Consider the following 22,530-nt stretch of genomic DNA (forward strand, 5'->3'; position numbering starts at 1 on the left):
TTGCCGAACAGACCATCCATCCTTCAAAAGGCAAAGGCCGCCGATCTGCGGCCGCAAAGCGCCCTCGGCAAGCGGCTGCAGAAGGTTGTCGAGCAGGCAAGGGAGCTTTTCAGACGCCGCTCGCGCCATGCCGACGAACCCGTCGAACGGCATATGAAGCTGATGGACGATAGTGTCGAGCGAAGAGACTGGAAGGCGGCTCGGGATCATGCCCTGGCGCTTGGGCTGCTTGCCGAGCAGCTTGGCGATCTCGGCCTGATCAAGAAGGCCGGGCGCGGACTGAGACGTCTCGACGGGGGCAATCGCACCTGGCAGTTGATTGCGTCCAGCAAGCAGGTACCCGGCAGGCCCGAATGGAACGGCAGTGACCTTACTGATCGCACGCTTGTCGTCGATCGCCGCGAAGGCGACCTTGCGATCTTCTTCCAGTTCGCCTCGCTGCTTGGCCCGGTTGTCACAGCCGCCCACCGATGCATCGTCTTCGTCGAGCCGCGACTGGCGCCTCTCTATCGCAGAACTTATCCGGCGCTCGACGTCAGGCTCGAGGGGGAAGGGGAGGTGGCGGCGGCGGACGGCGATCTCTTCGCCGGCTTCGAGACATTGGCAACGCATTTCTGGCCGGACGACCCGGCGGCACGCGCGCCCTTCGTTCCGCTGGAGCCGGATCGCCGGCTGGTTGCTGAGCTGCGTGGCACCTATCTCGATCGCGGGCCGGGTCCACTGATCGGCTTTGCCTGGGGAAGTCTCAACAAAAGCAAGGATCTGCCGGCTCTGGATGATTGGCGGCCGCTGCTCGACAACCTGCCTGGACGCCTCGTCAGCTTGCAATATGGCGATGTCGGGCCAGCGCTCTCCGATTTCGAGCGCTGCGCGCCGGGACGCATCATCCATGACGCTTCCGTGGACCAGCTGGTGGATATGGACCGCTTTGCCGCCCAAATAGCGGCGCTCGATGCGGTGGTGACCATCAGCAATACCGGCGCCAACCTGGCCGGAGCGCTCGGCGTGCCGACGATCGTCATGCTCGACGACGGGTTTCGGCTGTCCTGGCCCGCTTTCGGAGACACCGTGGCCGCTTATCCAAGCGTTCGACTGGTCCGAAAAGGCGGCCGAGCATGGGCGTCCGCAATGCAGGAAGCAGGTGGACGAGTTATGCAAATCATCGGTGGAGCTGGTGATGGACGGTAGCCAACTTCTTGGCCGGTTGCGCCGCGCGACCACGCTTGCAGGCTACAAATACAAGGTCTGGTTCCGACGTCACCGGCGGCAGCTTTTCCTTCGCTGGCGCGACGGCGATATTGCCGATCAGATGGCGGATTATCGGCGAAGCGTCGAGTCCCGCGATTGGCCGGCGGCGCTGCCGAAAGCCCTGGCTCTCGGGTCTATTGCGAAGGCGAGGCGAGAGGTCCACCTGCTCGACGAGCTCAGCAAGGCGCTGATGCGCATGGGTGCCTACGGCCCCGCGGCCGAACTCAAAATCGCCAGGCGCCACATCGTTGAGGGCCGTGTCGAGCGCGAGTGGCTGGGCCAGGATATTTCGGGCCAGATACTGCTGGTCGATCTGATGGAAACAGAAAAGCAGGGTCTGGCCACCGCGATCCACCATGCGAGTTCCGTCGGCCGTGCCCTGGCGCGCGCCGCCCGCTTGATCGTGCTGGTCGAGCAACGGCTAGTACCGCTCTTCCAGCGCACTTTTCCGACCGCTGATGTGCGGCCGGTCGGCGCTGACGGCAAGGCCGCCTATGGGGAGGCGCAAGCCTTCGCCGGCGTCCAGCATCTGACTGCCGTTTTCGAGACCGACGAGGCGGCAATCCGCGAGCATTTCGTGCCCCTTAAGCCGGACCCGGCCCGGGTCGCTGAACTTCGAGCCCGCTACCGGCAGGACGGACGACCGTTGGTCGGGATCGCATGGGGCAGCTCCAATCCCGGCAAAGACCTGCCGCCGCTGGCCGCCTGGCGTAACCTGATCGGCCGACCGGACGTCCGGTTCGTCTCGCTGCAATATGGCCAGATCGAGACCGACCTGAAGGTCCTGACCGACGCTGAGCCGGAGCGCATTCTTCATGACAGATCAGTCGATCAACTCGTCGACATGGACCTTTTCGCCGCGCAGGTTGCCGCGATGGACGCCGTGGTGACCATCAGCAATACCGGAGCGCATCTGGCGGGCGCGCTCGGCATCCCCTCGGTTTTCATTCTGGGCGATGGCTTTAAGCGCTCCTGGCCGGTCGAGGGCGACCGCACGCCCTATTATCCGTCCGCCGTACTGGTCTCGAAACGGGAACGCCCCTGGGCCGCGGTGATGGACGAGGCCGATTCTATCCTGGCGTCTTGGGTCATAAAAGTGAGTGGCTAAGGCATGTCGCCCAAAAGCGCATCGACTGAATGCGCTTCGACGCTATGCGCATTAAGTGGTTCGGCCGACGATCGGAGAGGGAGGCGCCCGTGTCGAACAGTCGTCGCAACAGGCCAAAAAACATAAGGCATTCCGCACCGGGATATAGTAAAGGCCAATTCGCCCCGCAGAGGATCGCAATTCTTGCCGGTATTTCTGCCTTGTGTTCGAACCGGCCGTAGGTTTAGGCGCCCAGCGATGGGGTTGGTCTGGCCTGCAGCGGTTCGGGCGCCAGCTCTGATAATCTAAAGGAGGTCTCTCCATGTCCTTTCTAAACATGTCCTTTCTAAAATTGTTCCAGGCCAAAGCGCCGCCTCTTCCTCTTATCGTATCCTTTCCGAAATCAGGGCGCACCTGGCTGCGTGTCATGCTGGACGATCTCGGCGTTGAAGTTCAATACATTCACGATGGAACCGACCACAAGCTGCTTAGACCAAAATCAAGTCTTAAGGAGAATAAATCTCGATACAAGAAGAGAAGAACAATAATGCTGGTTCGCGACCCAAGAGACACGGTGGTCTCGGGGTACTTTCAGGTTCAGAAGCGCCATATGCTTCCAGCGGGATCGTTCAGCGATTTTATCAGAAGCGACAACCATGGGATTGAAAAGATCATCAGATTTAACCTGCAATGGTTTGCGGCCATGCCCCGGATGCGCGAAATCCGGTATCTTCAATACGAAGATATGCATCGGGATACGGCTGGTGTCCTTCGCGCGATCCTTGGATTCCTGAACCTACAGGCTGACGATCGGACGCTTGTCGAGGTGGCGAACAACCGAACGTTCGACAAGATGAAAGTGAGTGAATCGACCGGTGATCTGTCCGATCGCTACGGCAAGATATTACAGCCGCGTGATGCGAACGATCCGGAAAGCTTCAAGGTGCGTAAGGGCAAGATAGGCGGTTACGGCGAATATCTTTCCGAGGATGACGTGGCCTATTGTGACGAGCAGTTGGCTAAGTTCGAATATTGGGAGAAGCTGGACAAGGTCTTTCGCACGAACGGCTTGTGCTATGCTCGCGTCGATAACCGCACTCGAGTTACCTCGGGTTAGGGAGCATTGCCGACATGGTGATGCGAACCGGATTCATCTGCGGCTGCGGCCACAGCGGCACCACCTTGATCGCGACGATCCTTGCGTCCCATCCAGACGTCTACCTGCCGCTCCAGGAAACCAACATTTTCTTCAAATGGACCCCGCTGGCACTGTTCCGCTACTGGAAGCTGAAGCGGGATGCGTTCAGGGCTGGAAAGAGTGTGCTGCTCGAAAAGACACCACGGCACATCCGTCGTGTCGCCCGCATTCGCCGGCTCGTGCCCGGCGCGCGTTTCGTCATGCCGGTGCGAGATGGACGCGACGTCGTGGCGTCCCTGGTCAAACGACTTGGCGACCCCAAGGAGGCCCTGGACCGCTGGATCAACGACAATGCGCTGGTTCTTGCGGAACGGGGAGAGCCGGATGTGCTGATCTATCGCTATGAGGACCTGATCGAGAATCCGGCCAAAATCGTCGAGCAGATATGCGGTTTTCTCAATGTGACGTTCAGCCCGGATCTCCTCGACTATCACAAGAAGCCGCAGCAATGGTTCAAGCCGACCGACGCTGGCCTCGAGACACCACATGCGGTGCTCCGGAACCAACAGGTCAACCAGCCGATCTACGACGGACGTGGGAGATGGCGCTCGGAACTCGGAAACACCGAGTTACAGGATCTGGTACAGGGACGAGGTGCCCAGCTTATGAAAGCATTCGGTTATGCATGATAACGGTTCGGCATCTGCTGGAAATACCGTCTACCAATCAATTTTGTCGATCAAACCCGTTTTGAACAGGCTGTGAGCTCCTTCATACAGCATTGACTGTTCGCCCATCGCGCTGAGGGTCGCTTTACCGCTCGATACCTCGTGATACTGGCGATATTTGGAAGCGCCGTTCCAATACTGACCCTCCGCCACCGCGACCTGCGCCTTGTCGTTGAAATCGGCGAAGAACTTGAAATGAAGCAGGCCGCCAAATCCCTTTATATAGTTCCGCCAATAAGGCAACGGCGAGTGAATCGATGTAAAAATCGTCTGCCGGTCAACATATATCAAGGGAAATTTGGTCAGCTTGTGTTTTCTGGCGAAAAGCCGGGTCCTCGGGCCGCCTGTGATCTTCAGATGCCGAGGGCTCTTTGTCACCTCATAGTCGCTGCTGTCGAAATGGTCCGCAACTTGCCATGGCGGCAAGATGGGATCGAAGGGGACGTCCCAGATGTTTCCGCTCGGATACATGTCGATCATCGGCGCCAGCAGACGCGTCATTCCGCGCCGCTTGAGCCAGTCGGCCAACGCGCCGAGCGGATGCTGATCCATGCCGTCATAGACAAGATATTCGTCAGCATCCACGGTCAGATACCAGCGAGGCTGACCATAAATCTGCACAATACGCTGCCGCCAAAGGTTTCCCAGGTCCGACTGCGAATAGGTGATCGGCGAACTGAATAGATCGACATCTGGCTGCTCGGCCAGAAGCTCAGCTGTTCCGTCGGTCGAGCGATCATCGAGGACGGCGAATCTGGTGACGCCGAGCTCGCGATAGTGCTTCAAGAACGGGCGCAGCCTGTCTGCCTCGTTGCGGATGACGAGGATTAAAGGCAGGTCATTCGCTCCAAGGGGCGTTATCGGCCGCAGCGATGACACTTCTGCCCGTCTTCCGAAGGTGTGTCTCAGCCGATATATGGCGGTATCGGTAATCGTCCGGCGGACAATGGCGGGCCAGGTTGCTTTGCTCAAGCCGTCGATTCCCTCATGGCGGTCACCGCCCGGCTGGAGCTGGCACTGATCCGCTGTTTGCTATTAATTTCTACATGCAGCACCGTTAGGCAAATCGCAAGCAGTAGTGAACAATGGACGCAGATCTGTTCTGAGTTCCGGCGGTGAGCTTTCCAACTGTTGCCGATGCGTGTCGGCCTCTATAGACATCGTCAGATGGCAACAAGGCCGGAGCCCAGACCTCATGCATGCGGGCATTCGTGGCATCGAAAATCAATTCGACAGGCCGATCCTGTTCGTGCGCCAGCGTTATGCGCCTTTCGGTGGAGGCGAGATCATGCTGGAAAATATCATGGCGGCGTTCGCCGCGCGTCAACGGCCGGTGGCCGTGCTGTCCGGCGACTGGCCGCGATATGAAGGGATAGAGTTCATCCATTGTGCCGGCCGCCGCTTTCCGCGCTCCCTGCGGGCGACGTCCTTTGCTCAAGCCGCCTGCCGCAAGATCGCCGAGATGCCACCGGCCCTGGTGCAGAGCAACGATCGGCTTCCGTGCTGCGATGTCTTCCGGGCCGGGGAGGGCGTTCATGCAGCCTATCTTGCCGAGCGGCGCCGTTTCGAGACGCGGCTTGGCAGGGCGGCAATGGCGCTGAGCCCCTTTCACCGCCAGACGCTGCGTCTCGAACGCGCAACCTATGCCAGCCCACGGCTCAAAGCTGTCATAGCCATTTCGAAAATGGTCGCAGAGGACATTGTCCGTCACTACGATTATCCGGCGGAAAATGTGCATCATATTCCCAATGGGGTGGACCTCGACCGCTTCAAACCGCAGCTGCGCCAACGGCATCGGGCCGCGGTCCGTGCGCGGTTCGACGTCGACGATAACAGGCCGGTCGTCCTGTTTGTCGGCTCGGGGTTTGCGCGAAAAGGACTTCTTGCATTGATGAGGGCTGTCGCCACGCTCGACGGCGAGCCGGAATTGTGGGTCATCGGCCATGACTCGCGCGCCAACGCCTTCAGGCAGGCTGGTGACAGGCTCGGTCTCGGCGCAAGGCTGCGGATGCTGGGGCCGCAGAGAGACATGTTACCGTGGTACGGCGCGGCCGATATTGCCGTGCTGCCTTCCATCTATGATCCTTTCGGCACAGTGGTGATCGAAGCCATGGCCAGCGGCTTGCCCGCTGTGGTAAGCACCGGTTGCGGAGCGCGCGAGCTTGTCGATCGATTCGAGCCGACGCTTGTTTGCGACGCGGCCAGCGAAAGCGACCTCGCTGCAGGGCTCGCGCACGCGCTGAAGTTGTCGTCACGACCTGAGACCGCAGCCCGGGTGAGAGCGGCAGCCGAACAGTACGATTTCAATGTCATGATCCAGCGAATGATATCGTTGTATGAAAATCTCGACCTGAAGTGACTTTCGACTTTTTGTTAGAATAGGTTAGTACCTCAGCGTGCTAACAGGCCGGGAGCCGATGCCGCAGATGCATTCGACCGACAGTGGCAGCCTTGATGCCGGAACCGCCTGACCGTGCCGGCGCTCTCAGTCATTGTCATCGCCCGCAATGAGGAAGCGAGCATCGGGCGTTGCCTACGCTCGGTCCATTTTGCCGACGAAATTGTCGTTCTCGACAATAACAGCAGCGACAGAACCAGGGAGATTGCCGGTGAACTGGGGGCCAAGGTTCTGATGACCCTTGATTGGCCCGGTTTCGGCGCGCAAAAAAACCGTGTGCTGGCCGCGGCAACAGGGGATTGGATCCTTTCGCTGGATGCCGACGAGTGGGTGGAAGCACCGCTCGGTGCTGAAATCAGAGCCGCAATCGCGGACCCAAAAGGCTATGACGGCTTCGAAATACCGAGAAGATCGCGCTTTTGCGGGCACATTGTCCGCCATGGCGGCTGGTCGCCCGATCTGGTGCTCCGGCTTTTCCGTCGCCGCTCCGGGCGCTTCAGCGACGACACCGTGCACGAGAAAGTATTGGTGAATGGGAAGGTCAGGCGATTGTCCCAGCCGATTGAGCACGACTCCATCACCGACCTGGCAGACGCCCACGACAAGATCGGCCGGTACGCAGAAGCGTCCGCCGCGCAACTGCTTGCCGAGGGCAAAAAAAGCTCGATAGGCAAGGCGGTTTTGCGCTCCGTCTGGGCATATATGCGCAGCTATATTTTCCGGCTGGGATTTCTGGACGGTGCCATTGGTGCGATGGTTGCCGCGTATTCGGCCAGCTACACCTATCAGAAATGGGCGCATGTCGCATTGGGAATGCGAGGCCAATTCCATCCGAAAAAGCAAGGCTGAGGCCAGGACAAATCTGTGAGAAACCGGCTTGGTTGACCGCCATTGTTGCCGAGCCATCGCCAACTAGTTAGTGTACGACCGTTTAAATCGAAAGCCAGGGTAGTGAATATGACTGATGCGTTTAGGGTATTTATCGGATGGGACAGCCGTGAGCCGATCGCGTACGACGTCGCGCGACATTCGCTGCTGAAACATGCGTCGGCGCCTGTCTCCGTCATTCCGATCAAACAGGATGAGATGCGTGCCCACGGGCTGTATTGGCGGGAAAAAGATCCGCTCGCCTCAACGGAGTTCACCTACACGCGCTTTCTCACGCCTTTTCTCGCCGACTACACGGGTTGGGCCCTGTTTTGCGATTGCGATTTCCTGTGGCTCGGTGACGTCGCAGGCCTGCTGAAATATACGAACTCGGACAAGGCGGTCTATTGCGTCCAGCATGACTATACGCCGAAGGCCACGACTAAGATGGATGGCGTGGTCCAGACATCCTATCCTCGGAAAAACTGGTCGTCGTTGATGCTGTTCAATTGCGCGCATCCTTCGGTTAAATCGCTCACGCCAGAGGTCGTGAATCAGGAAAGTGGCGCCTATCTTCACCGAATGCAGTGGGTTGCCGACGAAAACCTGGGCTCATTGCCGGTAGAGTGGAATTGGCTCGAAGGCTGGAACGAAAAGCCTGCTGTCGGCACGCCTAAGGCGGTCCACTATACAAGCGGCGGCCCGTGGTTTGCCGAGTGGCAGAATGTCGACTATGCAGATTTTTGGATAGCAGAACGCGACGAATTCTTGGCTTCCGATCAAGCAGAATCTTCTCAGAGCGCAGTTCGATAAGAGCCATCGTGCTTGGCAGGTGACCTGAGCGCTTCCGAAGTGGCATCGATTTCCGTGTCGCGAAGAGCGCAGCAACCAGCCGTCAGACGCTGAGCGTCGACAACAATGCGTGGTGCCGCCTTGGGGCGGGACCGGGGGCAGATTGCGCCTAAGAATCTGGCAGTTCCGGCCGGATAAGCATGCCGCACCCAGATAAGGATCAGCTCGCGGCAATATGATCGGTTGGAGTCCGTCAGCTCTTTCATCGGCCTAGCCGGCACGCGAAAGTCGACCATGCCGTCACTGCGAAGACGCCTCGATCGTTTCTTGGAAAACCGCCGGCCTAAAATACCGCGGCTGCAGCTGAACTATGTCGAGCGCCTGGCGCTGGTTCGTCGCCATGGCGATTTTTCCCTTGCCTATTCGACCGCCGTGCAGAAGGGACTTCATTACTTCGGCGATGCCCAGGGCTACATCGCTTACGGCAGTAAAACGCGACATCATTTCGCGCTCGGTGATCCAATGGCTGACCCGGCCGATCGGCGCGACTATATCAGACGTTTCATCGAGGTTGCCGGCAGCCCGTGGTTCGTGCAGATCGGCGAACAGACGGCGCGCGTGCTTGCTGGGCTTGGCTATCAGGTCAACCGCCTCGGCGTCGACACCAGGCTTGTCCTGCCCGGCCACGACTTTTCCGGAAAGCGCAATGAGACAGTGCGCTATTCCGAACGTTGGCTCTTGAAGAAGGGGTTTTCCTTCGCGGAGGACAACGGGACCATCTTCCTCGACGAGATTGCCAGGCTCTCCCAGAACTGGCGGGCCGACCGCATCGTCAAGCGCTGGGAGATGAGGTTCCTGAACAGGCCCTTTGCCGATCACCTTGGCGTCGATATGCGCCGCTTCGTCCTGCACGGTCCGGATGGAGAGCTCGTTGCCTTGCTGGATTTCGATCCGCTGTTCAGTGACGGCAAGGTCATCGGCTACACCACCTCGTTCAAGCGCAAGCACATCGATGCCTCAGCGCATGCCGAGATCGGCCTGACCAAATTCGCGGTCGACCGCTTTCGCAACGAAGGTATTTCCGTCGTCACCCTCGGCCTGTCGCCGCTTGTCGAAATCGGACCCAGCGGCTTTGTCGAAAGCGATTTCTGGCGGCGCGCTTTCCAGCGCGCCTATGAATCGCCGTGGGTCAATCGCACCCGCTTCAACCTGCAGGGGCAGGCGGCCTTCAAGCGCCGATTCCACGGTGTCGAAGAGCCGACCTATCTCGCCTTTCGCAAGGGGACCTTTTTCGAGGCGCTTTCTCTGCTCCGGCTGATCAGGGCCGTCTAGTGGTTAGTGCGGAGACGGCCTCTGTCGAACGAGGCATGCGATATTATTGTGAGGCCATGATCAGAGTTTGAGTGCAGTGTGGTGTGATGACCATTGTCGAGTCTTGCAGGTTTATACTGGGGTCGCCGGATCTTCTCAGGGCGCGCGCTTCGGCGCGCCATTTCGATCAGCACATGCATGACACTCTCTCGGTGGTTGTCCTCACTGCGGGAAGTGCTTCATTGCAATCGAACCGATGGAGCAAAAGGGCGCAGCCAGGCGACGTGTTCTTCTTCAATCCATTCGAGGTGCATAGCGGTGGCAGTTTGGACCAGCCGGCCCGCTATGAGGTTCTGTATCCGTCCCCACGCTTCGTCTCGGACTGCCTCTCGGCGGGCGACTGCACCTCCACCGTCCCTCTCGTCCGGACCGATGTATTGCGCCGATGCGCGGCGACCGAAGCATTTGTCGATGCCCTATCCTCTCCAACTTCAGGCGCCGCTCCGATTGAGACCGCCTTGCGCAAGTTGTTGCAGAACTGCTCGTTCGAGCCTGCCGGTTTCGCCGCAAGCGGCATGACCGCTGTCCGAGCCGCTTGTCAGTTCATCGACGAACGGTATATGCGCGCGATCCGCACGGACATGCTTGCCCGGCATGTCGGACTTCACAAGAGCCATTTCGTCCGGATATTCCACCGCGCGACCGGCATTGCGCCGCAAACCTATGTCAGGCAGCTGCGCATCGCGAGGGCGCGAGAACTGATCTGTGCAGGCGCCGAATTGTGTGAGGCGGCACAATCGGTTGGTTTCTGCGACCAAGCGCATCTCACCCGCGAATTCAGGAAGGTCTACGGTGTCACTCCTGGCCGCTTGTCGCACGACCTTCGAGCCAACTCCCATTAGCTACAGCCGCCGGGCAGGGCAATCGCTGCGTCGCGCAAATCCCATTCAATAAACTGCCGCTCACTTGGCGTATCGGTCGGACCTCACCATCAAGAGGTCGACCAAATGTCGTTTCAAAGAACTACGGGCACCTACCGTAATAGCCACCCGGATAGCCAAGGCTACTACGGTAGGTATGGTGGCATTGACTACCCCGCGGAGTTGCGGCCCGAGCTTGCCGCCTTGGCCGAAACGCATCAGCTCGCCTGGAACATGCCGGATTTCCAGCGCAAACTGCATGATGCCCGCATTTATTTCCAGGGTCGGCCCACACCCGTACACCGCCTCGCCAATCTTTCCGCTCAAATCGGCGGCGCCACACTGTTCGTCAAACGCGAGGATCTGAACCACACCGGCGCCCATAAGCTCAATCACTGCGTCGGCTTCGCCCTGCTCGCGCGGCATATGGGCAAGACCAAGTTGATCGCGGAGACAGGCGCAGGCCAGCACGGGGTCGCGCTTGCCACGGCGGCCGCCTATTTCGGCCTCGAATGCGAGGTGCACATTGGAGAAGTCGATCTTGAGAAGGCACGTTCCAATGTCAGCCGCATGAAGGTTCTCGGGGCAACGGTGATTGCGGTTGGACAAGGTCAATCGGCGCTCAAGGAAGCAAGCGATTCCGCGTACAACGCCTATGCGCGGCAGTATCGACATGCCCTCTATGCGATCGGTTCCGCCATCGGCCCGCACCCGTTTCCGCTGATCGTCCGCGACTTTCAATCGGTAGTCGGACAGGAGGCACGGCAACAATTCATGGCGGTGAATGGCGGGGCTTTGCCTGATCATGTCGTGGCGTGCGTGGCCGGAGGATCGAACGCAATGGGTATTTACGCTGGTTTCCTAGATGATCAGGGTGTGTCGCTGCACGGGATTGAGCCCTTGGGAAAATCAGCTAAGCCCGGCGAGCATGCCGCCACGTTGACCTTCGGAACGCCTGGCACGCTGCACGGTTCGCACTGCATCGTTCTCCAGGACGCCGACGGCAATATTGCGAAGGTTTCTTCAATCGCATCGGGGCTTGTCTATCCGGGCGTCGGCCCGGAGATTTGTATGCTCCATGACGCAGTGTCGTTCACCGCAGTGGATGACGAGCAGACCGTCGCGGCGTTCTATCGGTTGTCGAGGACAGAAGGCGTTGTTCCTGCTCTAGAGAGCGCACACGCTGTTGCCTTTGCGATGCAATTGGCGGCGCGTTGTCACCCGTCGGAGCGAATCCTGGTCACTCTTTCTGGCCGGGGTGATAAGGATGTGGACTTCGTAATGGAAAACTACAGCGATTGATCTGTTGCCTAGGCTCGCTTGGCTCGAAAACAGCGAAAGATCCCGACCTGAAGGCGATTGCCGCGCCGGACCATTCTTGCGGTCGTCCCCCAGTCCCGCCGGGGCACTTTTGGCAGCCTGAGAACAGCTCCGCATCAGCGCCAAGGGGTTCGGATTCACGGTTGCTGCTGCGTACCGCCAGGAATAACGAGAGTACCCTGGCCTGGCCTTGAGTATCTGAAGCCTATGAAGAACAAAGCAACGATGATCAAACAAATGACGATGACCGTTACGACGCTGCCAGGACGGTATCCGGTATTTGGCGGTTGGACCATTGCCTTCCCACACGGCTATCGTCGTTGACGCTCTTCATCCTCCAGCCGAGCATGACGGCTGTCAATGGGCGCAGGAGCTGCACCCGCCATCCGTCGCGGGCGTTGGGTGTTCTTGCTGACGCCGAGATCACGAGCGATCCAGCGATGGCTACGTCCTTCGGCTACTAGCGCCTAGACTTTCGGCGCAAGCCGATCTGATTCGGGGCGCTCGCCAGTTTGGCGTCCAAGCTTTCTACCGCGTGCTTTTGCAGCGGCGAGTCCGGATTGACGCGCTCGCTGATCAGGTCGCGCTCAAATTCTGCAATGCCGGAGAGAAACGTAGCAGCATGCGACCGTGCGGCGACGACAGGTCGAATGCCGTCCCGTCATGGCGATCACCGAGACCTCCAGCTTTCCAGCTCGCGCAGCGGGTGGAGAAGGTCGACAGTCGAGCGTCCCACCTAGATAACTTGGTGACGAGGATTATGTGCAAAAAACTGCACACGAAAGTTCTGCTTCTCTTCTATTTTCGTTCGTGCGATGGGCGGCCGACCGTTCGTTTGAGGCGCCTTTTGCGGACTGCATTGGCCTATCCCGCGAGGATGTTCGCCGAGGTACCCGCGATCAGCCGCCGGCAGCTTCGAACCCGTTATGCGTTTGCCGACCGAAGCTGATGATGGACCTAACGACAACTTGTTCCTAAACGCGCTTCCATTGCTACGAAGGATTGGATGGCGGCGATCCACGCATGCTAGTCAAGCGGGAAACAGGAATGCGGCGGCGGGATCGAAAAAGACCTGCCGGCCGCAGGGCGACACATCCTGCGATTGCAGGGCGGCGGAGGTCGGCCTGATGTCAACCTCCTGTCCTGCGGCGGTGCGCGCGACGATCCGCCGACGCTCTCCGTAGAAGGCGATGTCGACGATCTCGACGTTCAGTTCCGCGCTCGCCGGGCTCCGCTCCATGCGAAAGGCTTCAGGGCGGATCATCAGCCTGGTCTTCTGGCCTTTGCCGAATGTGCCATTGGCCCTGACCCCGGATACCACCGAACCGTCCGCCAGCCGGATCGTCGCCGTGCCATCGGCGGTGTCGAGATGCTCGGCGGCGAGGAAATTCGAATTGCCGATGAAGCCGGCGACGAAAACGGTCGCCGGCCTGAGATAGAGGTCCTCGCCGCTGCCGGTCTGCTCAATGCGGCCATCCCGGAACAGGGCGATCCGGTCCGACAGATGCAGCGCCTCTTCCTGATCGTGGGTGACGTAGAGGATGGTGACGCCCGTCTCGCGATGGATGCGGCGGATTTCGCCCTGGATTTCCTCGCGCAGCTTCTTGTCGAGCGCCGACAATGGCTCGTCCATCAAAAGGATCGGCGGATCGTAGGCCAGAGCCCGGGCCAGCGCGACGCGCTGCTGCTGGCCGCCCGACAGCGCGCCGGGCAAACGCCCGGCAAAACTTTCGAGCCGCACCAGGGCCAGCATGTCGGCGACCTTCTTCTTCACCTCGGCGTCCGGCCGGCGGCGAACCCGCAGCGGAAATTCGACGTTTTCGGCCACCGTCAGATGCGGAAACAGCGTGTAGCGCTGAAAGACCATGCCGATGTTGCGCTTGTGCGAGGGCACTGCAAGCAGTGATTTTCCTTCCAGCAGGACATCGCCTGAACTCGGATCCTGAAAGCCGGCGATCGCGTAGAGCGTCGTCGATTTTCCCGAGCCCGAGGGCCCGAGGAAGGTAAGGAACTCGCCCCTTGGTATATCGAGGGTGACGTCGTGCACGGCGACGACCGCCCCGAACGCCTTGCGCAGATTGCGGATGGAGAGGAAGGGCTGGGTCATGTACGGAACTTTCGCTGCAGCAGCGCCGTCACCACCATCAGGGCAAGCGTCAGCCCGACAAGCAGGCTGGAGGCGGCGGCGATCACCGGACTGAGGTCCGACCGCAGACTGCCCCAGATCTTGACGGGCAAGGTCTGCAAGCTGGGGCTGGCCATGAAGATCGCCACCACGACTTCGTCCCACGAGGCGAGGAAGGAAAAGATCGCGGCGGAGAAGATGCCGATCCGGATCGACGGCAAGGTGATCCTGAGCCTGGCCTCGAGCGGGCTTGCACCGCAGACGATGGCCGCATCCTCGATCGACTTGTCGAACCCTTCGAGCGCCGTGGCGATCGGGATGATGGCGAAGGGCAGCGCCAGCACGGTGTGGGCGATGACGAAGCCGATGGTGGTACCGCCGAGGCCAAGGCGAAGGAAGAAGGCGTAGATGGCGATGGCGAAGACGACGACGGGCAGGACCATCGGCGTCAGCAGCAGGCCGCGCAGGATCTCACGCCCGGCAAATTGGCCACGAACCAGAGCAAAGGAGGCGATCAGGCCTATAAGCACGGCGAGGATCGCCGTCATGGTGGCGATCCGGGCACTGGTCAGCGCGGCGTCGAGCCAGGCCGGATCGGCAAAAAGCTCCTGGTACCATTTGAGCGTCCAGCCGGGCGGCGGAAAGGCCAGCCAGCGCGACGAGCCGAAGGAGAGCAGGACGATGAAGACCACCGGCAACAGAAGAAAGCCGGCGACCAGCGCGGTGAAGCCGAACAGGGCAACCCGCAGTCCACCCATGCGGTCATAGTCGAGCAGCATCTCAGATGCCTCCGCTCATGCGCCTGGCACCGGCAAGGCGCAGCTGCAGCGCGTAGAGAGCCATGGTGACGACAAGCAGGATGAAGGCTGCGGCGCTGCCGAGCCCCCAGTTGAGCAGCGACTGGACCATCTGCGCGATCATTTCGGCAAGCATCATGTTCGACGTACCGCCGAGCAGTGCCGGCGTTACGAAGTAGCCGAGCGACATGACGAAGACCATCAGGCCACCGGCGGCGACGCCGGGCAGCGACAGCGGCACGAGGATGCGGCGGAACGCCTGGAAAGGGCTTGCGCCGCACAGCGACGCCGCACGCAGCGTCATCGGATCGATCGCCCGTAACGTGCCGACCAGCGGCAGGATCATGAAGGGCAGCATGATATAGACCATGCCGATGGTGACGCCGGTGAGATTGTTGATGAGCGGCAGCGGCTGGTCGATGACGCCGATGGCCATCAGCGTCCGGTTGATGACGCCGGTGCGCTGCAGCAGCACCATCCAGGCATAGGTGCGGGTCAAGAGATTGGTCCACATCGACAGGATGATGATGCCGAAGACGATCGAGGCCAGTCCCGAAGGCACGATCGCCAGCATCCAGGCGACCGGAAAGGCGACAAGGACCGTGACGATGGTGACCAGCGCCGCGACCAGGAATGTGTTGAAGAACACCCGCGCATAGGTGCCGTCACCAAGCAGGGCCGCGTAGTTCTGCAAGCCGGGCTCGGGTTCCGTGACGCTGCGCAAAAGCAGGACCAGGACGGGGACGACGAAGAACAGCACAATCAGGATCAGGGCCGGCAGCAGGCCATTGAGGCCTGCCGGCACCCGCACCGTTCCAAAGTTCCGGCGTATTTCGACCGACATGGCAGCGACCCGGCTACAGGACGAGACGGCGCGAACCGTCTCGTCCATTGCTGTTCAAGGGGAGGCTTACTTCGCCTGCCAGGCATACCAGCGCGCGGCTATGGTGTCGCGGTTGGCGGCCCAGTAGTTCATGTCGAGATTGATCTGTCCGTCGACATGAGCGTCCGGCAGCGATTTCACGGCATCGGCCGGCATCTCTGCCTTGGCCTTGGTGTTGATCGGCGCATAACCGCTGGCTTCGGCAAATTTCGCCTGGCCGGCGGGGCTGCTCGCCGCGGCGAGGAATTTCATCGCCGTATCCTTGTTCTTGGCACCCTTCGGTACTACCAGAACGTCAGCTGCGGTTAGGTTCTGGTTCCAGGAGACGCCGACATCGGCACCATCCTTCTCCAGTGCGAAGACGCGGCCGTTCCACAGCTGGCCGAACGCTGCTTCGCCGGATGCGATCAATTGCTGCGACTCCGCGCCGCCGCCCCACCAGATGATGTCCGACTTGATGGTGTCGAGCTTCTTGAAAGCGCGATCGAGATCCAGCGGATAGAGCTTGTCGGCCGGAACGCCATCGGCCAGCAAAGCGATCTCGATGACACCGGGCGCCGACCATTTGTAGAAGGTCCGCTTGCCCGGGAACTTCTTCAGGTCGAACATGTCGGCCCAGCCGGCCGGTTCGCCCGAAACGGCGCCCTTGTTCCAGGCGAGCACGAAGGAATAGTAGAAACTGCCGACGGCATGATCGGTGGTGAAGCGCGGATCGAGGTCGGCCTTCGGCACGGAGGTGAAGTCGATCGGCTCGAGCAAGCCGTCCTTGGCCGCCTTGATGGCGAAATCCATCTCGACGTCAACGACGTCCCAGTTGACGCTGCCGCTGTCGACCATCGCCTTCAGCTTGCCGTAGTCGGTTGGACCGTCCTGCATCACCTTGATGCCGGATGCGGCGGTGAACGGTTCTGCCCAGGATTTGGTCTGCGCTTCCTGGGTCGTCCCGCCCCAGCTGGTGAACACCATGTCCTCGGCCTTTGCGGCCGTCGTTGCCAGAAGTCCGGCAAGGATGCCGGTAATGATCAGTTTCATGTCGTTCTCCTCTGTTGTTTTCGTTGTTGTCTGTTCGCGATCGGTCGATTTCGCCTTGATCGCGCATCCCCGGCCAGCGGCGGCTACCGCATGACAAAAGGATCGGGAATCGGGTCGTCCGAGGTGCGTATCCACACCGACTTCGAACGCGTGTAGTCGCGGATCGCATCGAGGCCGCCTTCGCGGCCGAGCCCGGATTGGCCATAGCCGCCGAACGGAACCAGCGGCGAGACCGCTCGATAGGTGTTGATCCAGACCACGCCGGCATGGATGCCGCGCGCCATGCGGTGGGCTTTTGCCAGATTGGTGGTGAACACGCCGGACGCCAGGCCGAACTTCGTGTCGTTGGCGAGCGAAAGCGCTTCAGCCTCGCTGTCGAAGGCGAGCACACAGAGCACCGGGCCGAAGAGCTCTTCGCGCACGCAGGCAAGGGTCTGATCAGGCGCGTCGACGATCGTCGGCGCGTAGTAGAAGCCATCCGCCATGCCCGTGGGGCGGATGCCGCCGGTGACCAGCCGCCCGCCCGCGGCCAGGCTTTCAGCAACGATCTTCTCTATCCATTCGCGCTGGCGCGAGGTGGCGAGCGGTCCCATTTCGGTTACGGGATCCTGCGGATCGCCGGTCCTGATCGCCTCGGCCTTGCGCTTGAGCCGGGCGAGGAATTCGTCCTTCACGGAGCGCTCGACCAGCAGCCGCGAGCCGGCGACGCAGCTCTGGCCGGTGGCGGCGAAGATACCTGCGACGACCGCGTTGGCGGCGCTGTCCAGATCGGCATCGGCGAACACCACGACCGGGCTTTTGCCGCCGAGCTCGAGCGTCGTGAAGGCGAGGTTTTCCGCCGTATTCCTGACGATCTGCCGAGCGGTCGAGGGACTGCCGGTGAAGGCGACGCGGGCGACGAGCGGATGACTGGTCAGGCGGTGACCGCAATCATGGCCAAAGCCGGTCAGGATGTTGACGGCCCCGGCGGGAAATCCCGCCTCATGGACGAGTTCGGCGAAGGCCAGCAACGGGGCAGGGCCGTCTTCCGATGCTTTCAGAACGATGGTGCAGCCGGCCGCCAGTGCCGGTCCGAGCTTGACGGCGGACAGGAAGAGCTGCGAATTCCACGGCACGATGGCGGCGACGACGCCGATCGGCTCGGGCCGGATGGTCACTTCCATGTCGGCCTTGTCGATGGGGACAAACGAGCCCTCGTGCTTGTCGGCCAGCCCGCCATAATAGCGGTAGTAGTCGCCGACATAGGCGATCTGGGCGCGGGTCTCGCGGATGATCTTGCCGGTGTCGCGCGTCTCGAGTTCCGCCAGCCGGTCGGCATTGGCGACCACCAGATCGCCGAGCCGCACCAGAAGCTTGCCGCGTGCCGTTGCCGTCATCGCTGCCCACGGACCGAAGCGCAGCGCCCGGTGGGCGGCTTCCACGGCGTGGTCGACGTCGGCCGACGATGCAGCAGGCATCGTCGCCCATGGCGCGCCCGTCGAGGGATCGATGCTGTCGAAGGTCGCCGCCACCTCGACGAAGCTGCCGTCTATATAGTTCCTGAATTGAGTGGTGCTCATCGCAATCCAGCTTTCGGCCCAGCTTTCGGCTCGGAAAAGGCCGGCATCACCCTGTCGATGAAGAGCTGCAGCGATTTCTTCTTGCGTTGATGGGAAAGGCCGCTGTCGATCCAGATCGAATACTGATCGTAGCCGAGCGCTTCGTAGGCCTTCAGCCTGGCGATCACCTCGTCGGCTTCGCCAATGACCAGGTTCTGCCTGATCTTGTCTGGCGCATATTGCGGCATGGCCGCGATCTCGTCCTCGGTCAGCGCTTCCATTATGCCCTGGCGCACCGGCTTCTTGTTCTGGAACCAGGCGCCGAACTGGCAGTAGAACTGCGACAGATCCTGCGCGAGCCGGTCAGTATCCGCGGCGTCCTCGGCGACGAAAGTATGCATCAGCAGCATGATCTCCGGCCTTGGCACGTCGGGGTGGGCATTGCACGCCGCGTTGAAACGCTCCATCAGGCTGGCCACTTCGCCATCGCCCGAGGCGAGCGGCGTCACCTGCACATTGCATTTGCTGGCGACCGCAAAGTCGTGCGAATTGGGGTCGCGCGCCGCCACCCAGATCGGCGGGTAAGGTTTTTGCAGCGGCTTGGGCGACGAGGTGGTCGACGGAAACGACCAGAACTCGCCGGCGAGTTCGAAATCGCCATCCCACAGGCCGCGGATCGCCGGCACCATCTCGCGCATATGCTGGCCGGCACCCCAGGCCTCGAGGCCTGGGAAAAGCCGCTGGTATTCGTAAGCGTAGGCGCCGCGCGCAATGCCGATGTCGAGACGGCCGCCGGTGATGACGTCGGCCATCGCCGCTTCGCCGGCAAGTTTGATCGGGTGCCAGAACGGCGCGACGATGGTTCCGGTGCCGAGCCGGATGCGCCTGGTTTTGGCGGCGAGCCAGGCGATGTTGATGAACGGATTCGGCGAGATGGTGAATTCCATCCCGTGATGCTCGCCGATCCAGGCAGTCTCGAACCCCGCCTCTTCCGCCTGCAGAACCAAGTCCTCCAGCTCGCCGACAAGCTCGGAATGCGGCCTTGCCAGATCCGATCGCTCCATGTGGACGAAAAGCGAAAATTTCATCGGTTTCACCCGCGACCGGAAAGAGAAATTTGAGAAGGCGAGGGCTTGGCGAGCGGCCGGACTTCGCCTTCGACCTCGTTGCCGACATAGACGCCGAACGCATCTTCCGTACGTTCGCGCGCATAGCGGGCAAGCATCGAACGCACCGCGGGATCGGCGATCTTCAGATCGGCGATCTGCTCAATGTCGACAAGCCGCATCTGGCGATCGTCGGAATAGGGGCCATCGACCGTTCCGCGATAATAAACATGCGTGCGCGAGGGGTCGGCGGCATCGTCCCACACCGCGAACAGGAAGCCGAGATGGGTATCTATGGCCCTGGCGGCAAGGCGGCCCTTGAGGCTGCGTGTATCGTTCGGCGTGCCCAGTCCGCGCCCGGCAGGCAACTCTTGAAACCCGTCGGCCGTTTCGAAGAACAGCACACGGCCCTCGTTCTCGAGGATAGCGCCGACCTCCGTATCGGGGGGCACTGCCGCCAGCGCCTCCTGGCTGAGGCCGGGCGTGACGTAGGTGCCTCTGCAATAACCGAGGGGCTGGGCTCCGTTGTGGCTGAAATCGCGGACGCGGCCGATGAGGATCGAGTGATCGCCGGCATCGACCAGCTGCTCCATGCCGCAATCGAACACCGCGACGGAGCCGTCGATCAGCGGATTGCCAGTCCGGCCCGATTGCCAGGCCACGGCCGCGAACTTGTCCGCGGCTTTGGAAGCGAAGATGCCGGAATGGGCCCTCTGGCTCTCCGACAGGATGTTGATGGCGAAACCTCTCGATGTCGAGAAAGCATTGTGCCCCAGCGCCCTCTTGGCGATGCAGACAAGCACCAGCGGCGGCTCGAGTGAGACCGAGGTGAAAGAGTTGGCGGTGAAGCCGCGCGGTTCGCCTTCCGCTCCGATCGTGGTGACGACGGTGACGCCGGTCAGGAAAGAGCCGAGCGCCCGCCGGAATTCGCCGCTGTCAAAGACTGCATCCGTCTCCGGCTTCGCGCCAGCGTCTCCTGCCGTGTCGAGAAAATCCATGATGTGTTGGGTCACTTTTTCGGGGGAAGCTATTGCCATCATGTGCCTTTCTCCATTGAGCACGAGGCATTGGCCGTGCGGCGCAAGCCTGGCCATCGCCGCCGACATGGCCGGGGTCGAATTGCTGTCTTGCGACCCGGTCATGAACAGGGCCGGTGCGGCAAGACCGGGGAGAGCATCGGCATGCTCGGCATCGGCATGGGCAAAAAGGCGATAGGTGCGCGCGTAGCCTTCAGGGTCGACCCTTTCGAGGGCGACGCGCGCGGTGGCGGCCGCGCCGATAAGGTTCGCCGGCAGCGGGTCGCCGAACCAGCGGGCAAGCGTTGCCGCAATGGCGGAAGGATTGCCATGGGTGCCAAGCGCGGCCGCACGCTCGCGTACGGCCTGCGCCAAGGTCGCGGGGCGGCGGAACACCGCATTGAGGCAGACGATGGAGCGAACGCGGGAAGGGGCGCGAAGGGCGATTTCCAGAGCGACCAGCGCGCCCATCGAATGGCCGACGATCGACACCGACGCCAGGCCAAGATGGTCGAGCAGGCGAACCGCCTGATCGGCGAAATCCGACAGGCTGGCTTCTTCCGGCGGCAGCGGTGTAACGCCGTGGCCGAGCATGTCGATGGCGATCAGGTCGTGATGGTCTTTCATCGACGCGATCTGATCGTGCCAGATCGCGGCGTTCATGCCGACGCCGTGAATGAGCAGAACCGGCGCGCCGGAGCCGGCGCGGATGAAGCCGGTGCCGTCCGGAGCCGTGTCCCGGACCCATACGGTGACAGCGACGTCAGCCATGCAGATCTCCGACCTCCTTGAGGTCCTGATAGCGGTCGCCGATACGGTGGTGCGGGCGGCCGCCAATCGAGGCGCCAAGCGCCACCACCAGCTCTTCGGGCGCGGGCGCGTCGCCGATCTGAAAATGTATGGTCAGATAGTGGGAGCGGCGGCCTTCGTCGTTCTTGTCCATCAGCGGGACCATGATCGGCGTGTTCGGCCCGCCGCGCAGATTGGTGAAGGCGAGATAGGTCTTGGCGCCGACCGCGCGACGGTAGTGGTTGCCGAAATGCAGCGTATGGATCAGTGCCGATGCATGCTCGATCTCGCCCGCCGTGCCGCAGATCGCGGCCTTGCCGTAGCCCTCTATCGCCTCACCGGAACCGGCGACGGCAATGATTTCGCGGGTCAGCAGTTCGCCGAGGACGGGAGCAATGGCGCGGATCTCCGGCGACAGGTCGTCGGTGAAACCGCGGCCGGCCCAAGGGTTTGTCAACACGGCGGCGACGCCGATCAGGCGCAACGGCCTCGGGGCTTCCTTGCCGCCCTCGATTAACGTGTTCTCGATGTAGGTGACGATCTTTCGAATGGCTGGTTTCATGAAAGTCCTCGGTCGCCACGGCGCTAGACAAACACCAATACCTTTACACCGTCTTATGGTATACCATACTATGGAGCGCCGGGAGCCTTGTCAATCGGCTATGGAATCTGTTTTGTGATCCGGTCAGGGTACGGAGAGAAAATGCCAGGCGATACGCTGCGGATCGACCGCTCTGCCAAGACGTTGAGGACGCTAGCGCTGGAGCGCATGCGTGAGGCGATCATGGGCTTTCATTTCCAGCCTGGTGAAAGGCTGGTCGAGCGGCCGCTTTGCGATCAGCTCGGGGTGAGCCGTTCCGTCGTGCGCGAGGTGCTGCGGCAGCTGGAGGCGGAAGGCCTGGTGCAGATGATACCGGGCCATGGGCCCGCCGTGGCCAAGCCGGATCTCGGCCGCACTGACGAAATCTATGAATTGCGGGCGTTGCTCGAGGGCATCGCGGCGCGGGCTTGCGCCCTAACGGCCACCGACGCGCAGATCGCTTCGCTCGATGCTGCCTTGACGAACCTGCTTGACGCGTGGGCGTCACGCGCGCCTGTCGAGGTGATGCGGGCGACGACCAAGTTCTACGAAACGCTGTTCGAGGCGGCCGACAAGCGCATTGCCTGGGAAATCGTGACGGGGCTGAATGTCCGTATCAACCAGCTCCGCTCGATGACGATCGCGTCGGAGAACCGCCGCGAGCCGGCGATCGCGGAAATGACCGAAATCATGGATGCGATCCGGTCGCGCAAGCCAGACGAGGCGGAGGCGGCGGCGCGGCGGCATGTCGAATCCGCGTGGCAGATCGCCCGCAACACGCTTCGCCTTGGCTGAATGGTATGCTGTCAGCGGTTGATCGTTCCACGGCAGGCATCTAATTGATGTGTGCGGTGG

The 22,530-nt window shown here is 61.3% G+C and carries 20 protein-coding genes; 11 read left to right on the plus strand and 9 right to left on the minus strand.

Going from position 1 to position 22,530, the window contains the following annotated elements; translation table 11 throughout:
* The 4 genes from NKJ94_RS06270 to NKJ94_RS06285 all read left to right on the plus strand — a co-directional run bounded on the left by NKJ94_RS06270 (nt 1) and on the right by NKJ94_RS06285 (nt 4,162).
* Nucleotides 1-1,188 (plus strand): glycosyltransferase family 9 protein, encoded by a 1,188-nt coding sequence (locus tag NKJ94_RS06270; protein ID WP_352523637.1) that lies wholly within the window; start codon nt 1-3, stop codon nt 1,186-1,188.
* Complete coding sequence (locus NKJ94_RS06275; RefSeq protein ID WP_352523639.1) at nt 1,178-2,356, plus strand: glycosyltransferase family 9 protein; 1,179 nt, start codon at nt 1,178-1,180, stop codon at nt 2,354-2,356. Before NKJ94_RS06270 ends, NKJ94_RS06275 begins: the two co-directional genes overlap by 11 nt.
* Before the next feature lie 301 nt (nt 2,357-2,657).
* On the plus strand, nt 2,658-3,452 hold the full coding sequence (locus NKJ94_RS06280; protein WP_352523641.1) for a sulfotransferase domain-containing protein: 795 nt from the start codon (nt 2,658-2,660) through the stop codon (nt 3,450-3,452).
* A gap of 20 nt (nt 3,453-3,472) precedes the next feature.
* A complete protein-coding gene (locus NKJ94_RS06285) occupies nt 3,473-4,162 on the plus strand; it encodes a sulfotransferase family protein (RefSeq protein WP_502904175.1) in 690 nt (229 codons plus the stop codon).
* A 30-nt stretch (nt 4,163-4,192) separates the two neighbouring features.
* Here the strand turns inward: NKJ94_RS06285 and NKJ94_RS06290 are convergent, their stop codons facing one another.
* Nucleotides 4,193-5,173: a glycosyltransferase family 2 protein gene (locus tag NKJ94_RS06290; RefSeq protein ID WP_352523644.1), complete on the minus strand. Its 981-nt coding sequence runs from the start codon at nt 5,171-5,173 to the stop codon at nt 4,193-4,195.
* Nucleotides 5,174-5,396: 223 nt separating this feature from the next.
* On the opposite strand from NKJ94_RS06290, the gene NKJ94_RS06295 reads away from it, so the two are divergent.
* From NKJ94_RS06295 to trpB, 6 genes are all read left to right on the plus strand, one after another.
* Nucleotides 5,397-6,560, plus strand: coding sequence for a glycosyltransferase family 4 protein (locus NKJ94_RS06295; RefSeq protein WP_352523646.1), 1,164 nt, complete (start codon nt 5,397-5,399; stop codon nt 6,558-6,560).
* Nucleotides 6,561-6,674: 114 nt separating this feature from the next.
* Entirely contained in the window at nt 6,675-7,448 is a 774-nt protein-coding gene (locus NKJ94_RS06300) for a glycosyltransferase family 2 protein (protein ID WP_352523648.1), read from the plus strand.
* Nucleotides 7,449-7,556: 108 nt separating this feature from the next.
* Nucleotides 7,557-8,279 (plus strand): glycosyltransferase, encoded by a 723-nt coding sequence (locus NKJ94_RS06305; RefSeq protein ID WP_352523649.1) that lies wholly within the window; start codon nt 7,557-7,559, stop codon nt 8,277-8,279.
* Nucleotides 8,280-8,552: 273 nt separating this feature from the next.
* On the plus strand, nt 8,553-9,590 hold the full coding sequence (locus tag NKJ94_RS06310) for a phosphatidylglycerol lysyltransferase domain-containing protein (protein WP_352523651.1): 1,038 nt from the start codon (nt 8,553-8,555) through the stop codon (nt 9,588-9,590).
* A gap of 86 nt (nt 9,591-9,676) precedes the next feature.
* Entirely contained in the window at nt 9,677-10,471 is a 795-nt protein-coding gene (locus tag NKJ94_RS06315; RefSeq protein WP_352523653.1) for a helix-turn-helix transcriptional regulator, read from the plus strand.
* Nucleotides 10,472-10,576: 105 nt separating this feature from the next.
* The gene (gene trpB / locus NKJ94_RS06320; protein ID WP_352523655.1) at nt 10,577-11,791 is read left to right on the plus strand and encodes a tryptophan synthase subunit beta; all 1,215 of its coding nucleotides are present in this window, start codon (nt 10,577-10,579) and stop codon (nt 11,789-11,791) included.
* Nucleotides 11,792-12,839: 1,048 nt separating this feature from the next.
* Here the strand turns inward: trpB and NKJ94_RS06325 are convergent.
* The 8 genes from NKJ94_RS06325 to NKJ94_RS06360 all read right to left on the minus strand — a co-directional run bounded on the left by NKJ94_RS06325 (nt 12,840) and on the right by NKJ94_RS06360 (nt 21,657).
* Nucleotides 12,840-13,916, minus strand: a complete 1,077-nt coding sequence (locus NKJ94_RS06325; protein ID WP_352523657.1) for an ABC transporter ATP-binding protein — start codon at nt 13,914-13,916, stop codon at nt 12,840-12,842.
* On the minus strand, nt 13,913-14,713 hold the full coding sequence (locus NKJ94_RS06330; protein WP_352523658.1) for an ABC transporter permease: 801 nt from the start codon (nt 14,711-14,713) through the stop codon (nt 13,913-13,915). The genes NKJ94_RS06325 and NKJ94_RS06330 overlap by 4 nt, the downstream gene beginning before the upstream one ends.
* A 1-nt stretch (nt 14,714) precedes the next feature.
* Entirely contained in the window at nt 14,715-15,575 is an 861-nt protein-coding gene (locus NKJ94_RS06335; protein ID WP_352523858.1) for an ABC transporter permease, read from the minus strand.
* Nucleotides 15,576-15,641: 66 nt separating this feature from the next.
* Entirely contained in the window at nt 15,642-16,646 is a 1,005-nt protein-coding gene (locus NKJ94_RS06340) for an ABC transporter substrate-binding protein (protein ID WP_352523660.1), read from the minus strand.
* Between the two features lie 83 nt (nt 16,647-16,729).
* Nucleotides 16,730-18,205 carry an aldehyde dehydrogenase gene (locus tag NKJ94_RS06345; RefSeq protein WP_352523662.1) on the minus strand — a complete coding sequence of 492 codons (1,476 nt, stop codon included), beginning with the start codon at nt 18,203-18,205 and terminating at the stop codon, nt 16,730-16,732.
* Nucleotides 18,202-19,272, minus strand: a complete 1,071-nt coding sequence (locus NKJ94_RS06350) for an LLM class flavin-dependent oxidoreductase (protein ID WP_352523664.1) — start codon at nt 19,270-19,272, stop codon at nt 18,202-18,204. Before NKJ94_RS06350 ends, NKJ94_RS06345 begins: the two co-directional genes overlap by 4 nt.
* 5 nt (nt 19,273-19,277) lie before the next feature.
* Complete coding sequence (locus tag NKJ94_RS06355; RefSeq protein WP_352523666.1) at nt 19,278-21,077, minus strand: alpha/beta fold hydrolase; 1,800 nt, start codon at nt 21,075-21,077, stop codon at nt 19,278-19,280.
* Nucleotides 21,070-21,657: an amino acid synthesis family protein gene (locus NKJ94_RS06360; protein ID WP_352523668.1), complete on the minus strand. Its 588-nt coding sequence runs from the start codon at nt 21,655-21,657 to the stop codon at nt 21,070-21,072. The genes NKJ94_RS06355 and NKJ94_RS06360 overlap by 8 nt, the downstream gene beginning before the upstream one ends.
* A 141-nt stretch (nt 21,658-21,798) precedes the next feature.
* On the opposite strand from NKJ94_RS06360, the gene NKJ94_RS06365 reads away from it, so the two are divergent.
* Nucleotides 21,799-22,470: a GntR family transcriptional regulator gene (locus NKJ94_RS06365; protein WP_352523670.1), complete on the plus strand. Its 672-nt coding sequence runs from the start codon at nt 21,799-21,801 to the stop codon at nt 22,468-22,470.
* The last annotated feature ends 60 nt before the right edge of the window (nt 22,471-22,530 follow it).

The organism is Mesorhizobium sp. M0060, from assembly GCF_040323155.1.
Classification (GTDB): domain Bacteria; phylum Pseudomonadota; class Alphaproteobacteria; order Rhizobiales; family Rhizobiaceae; genus Mesorhizobium.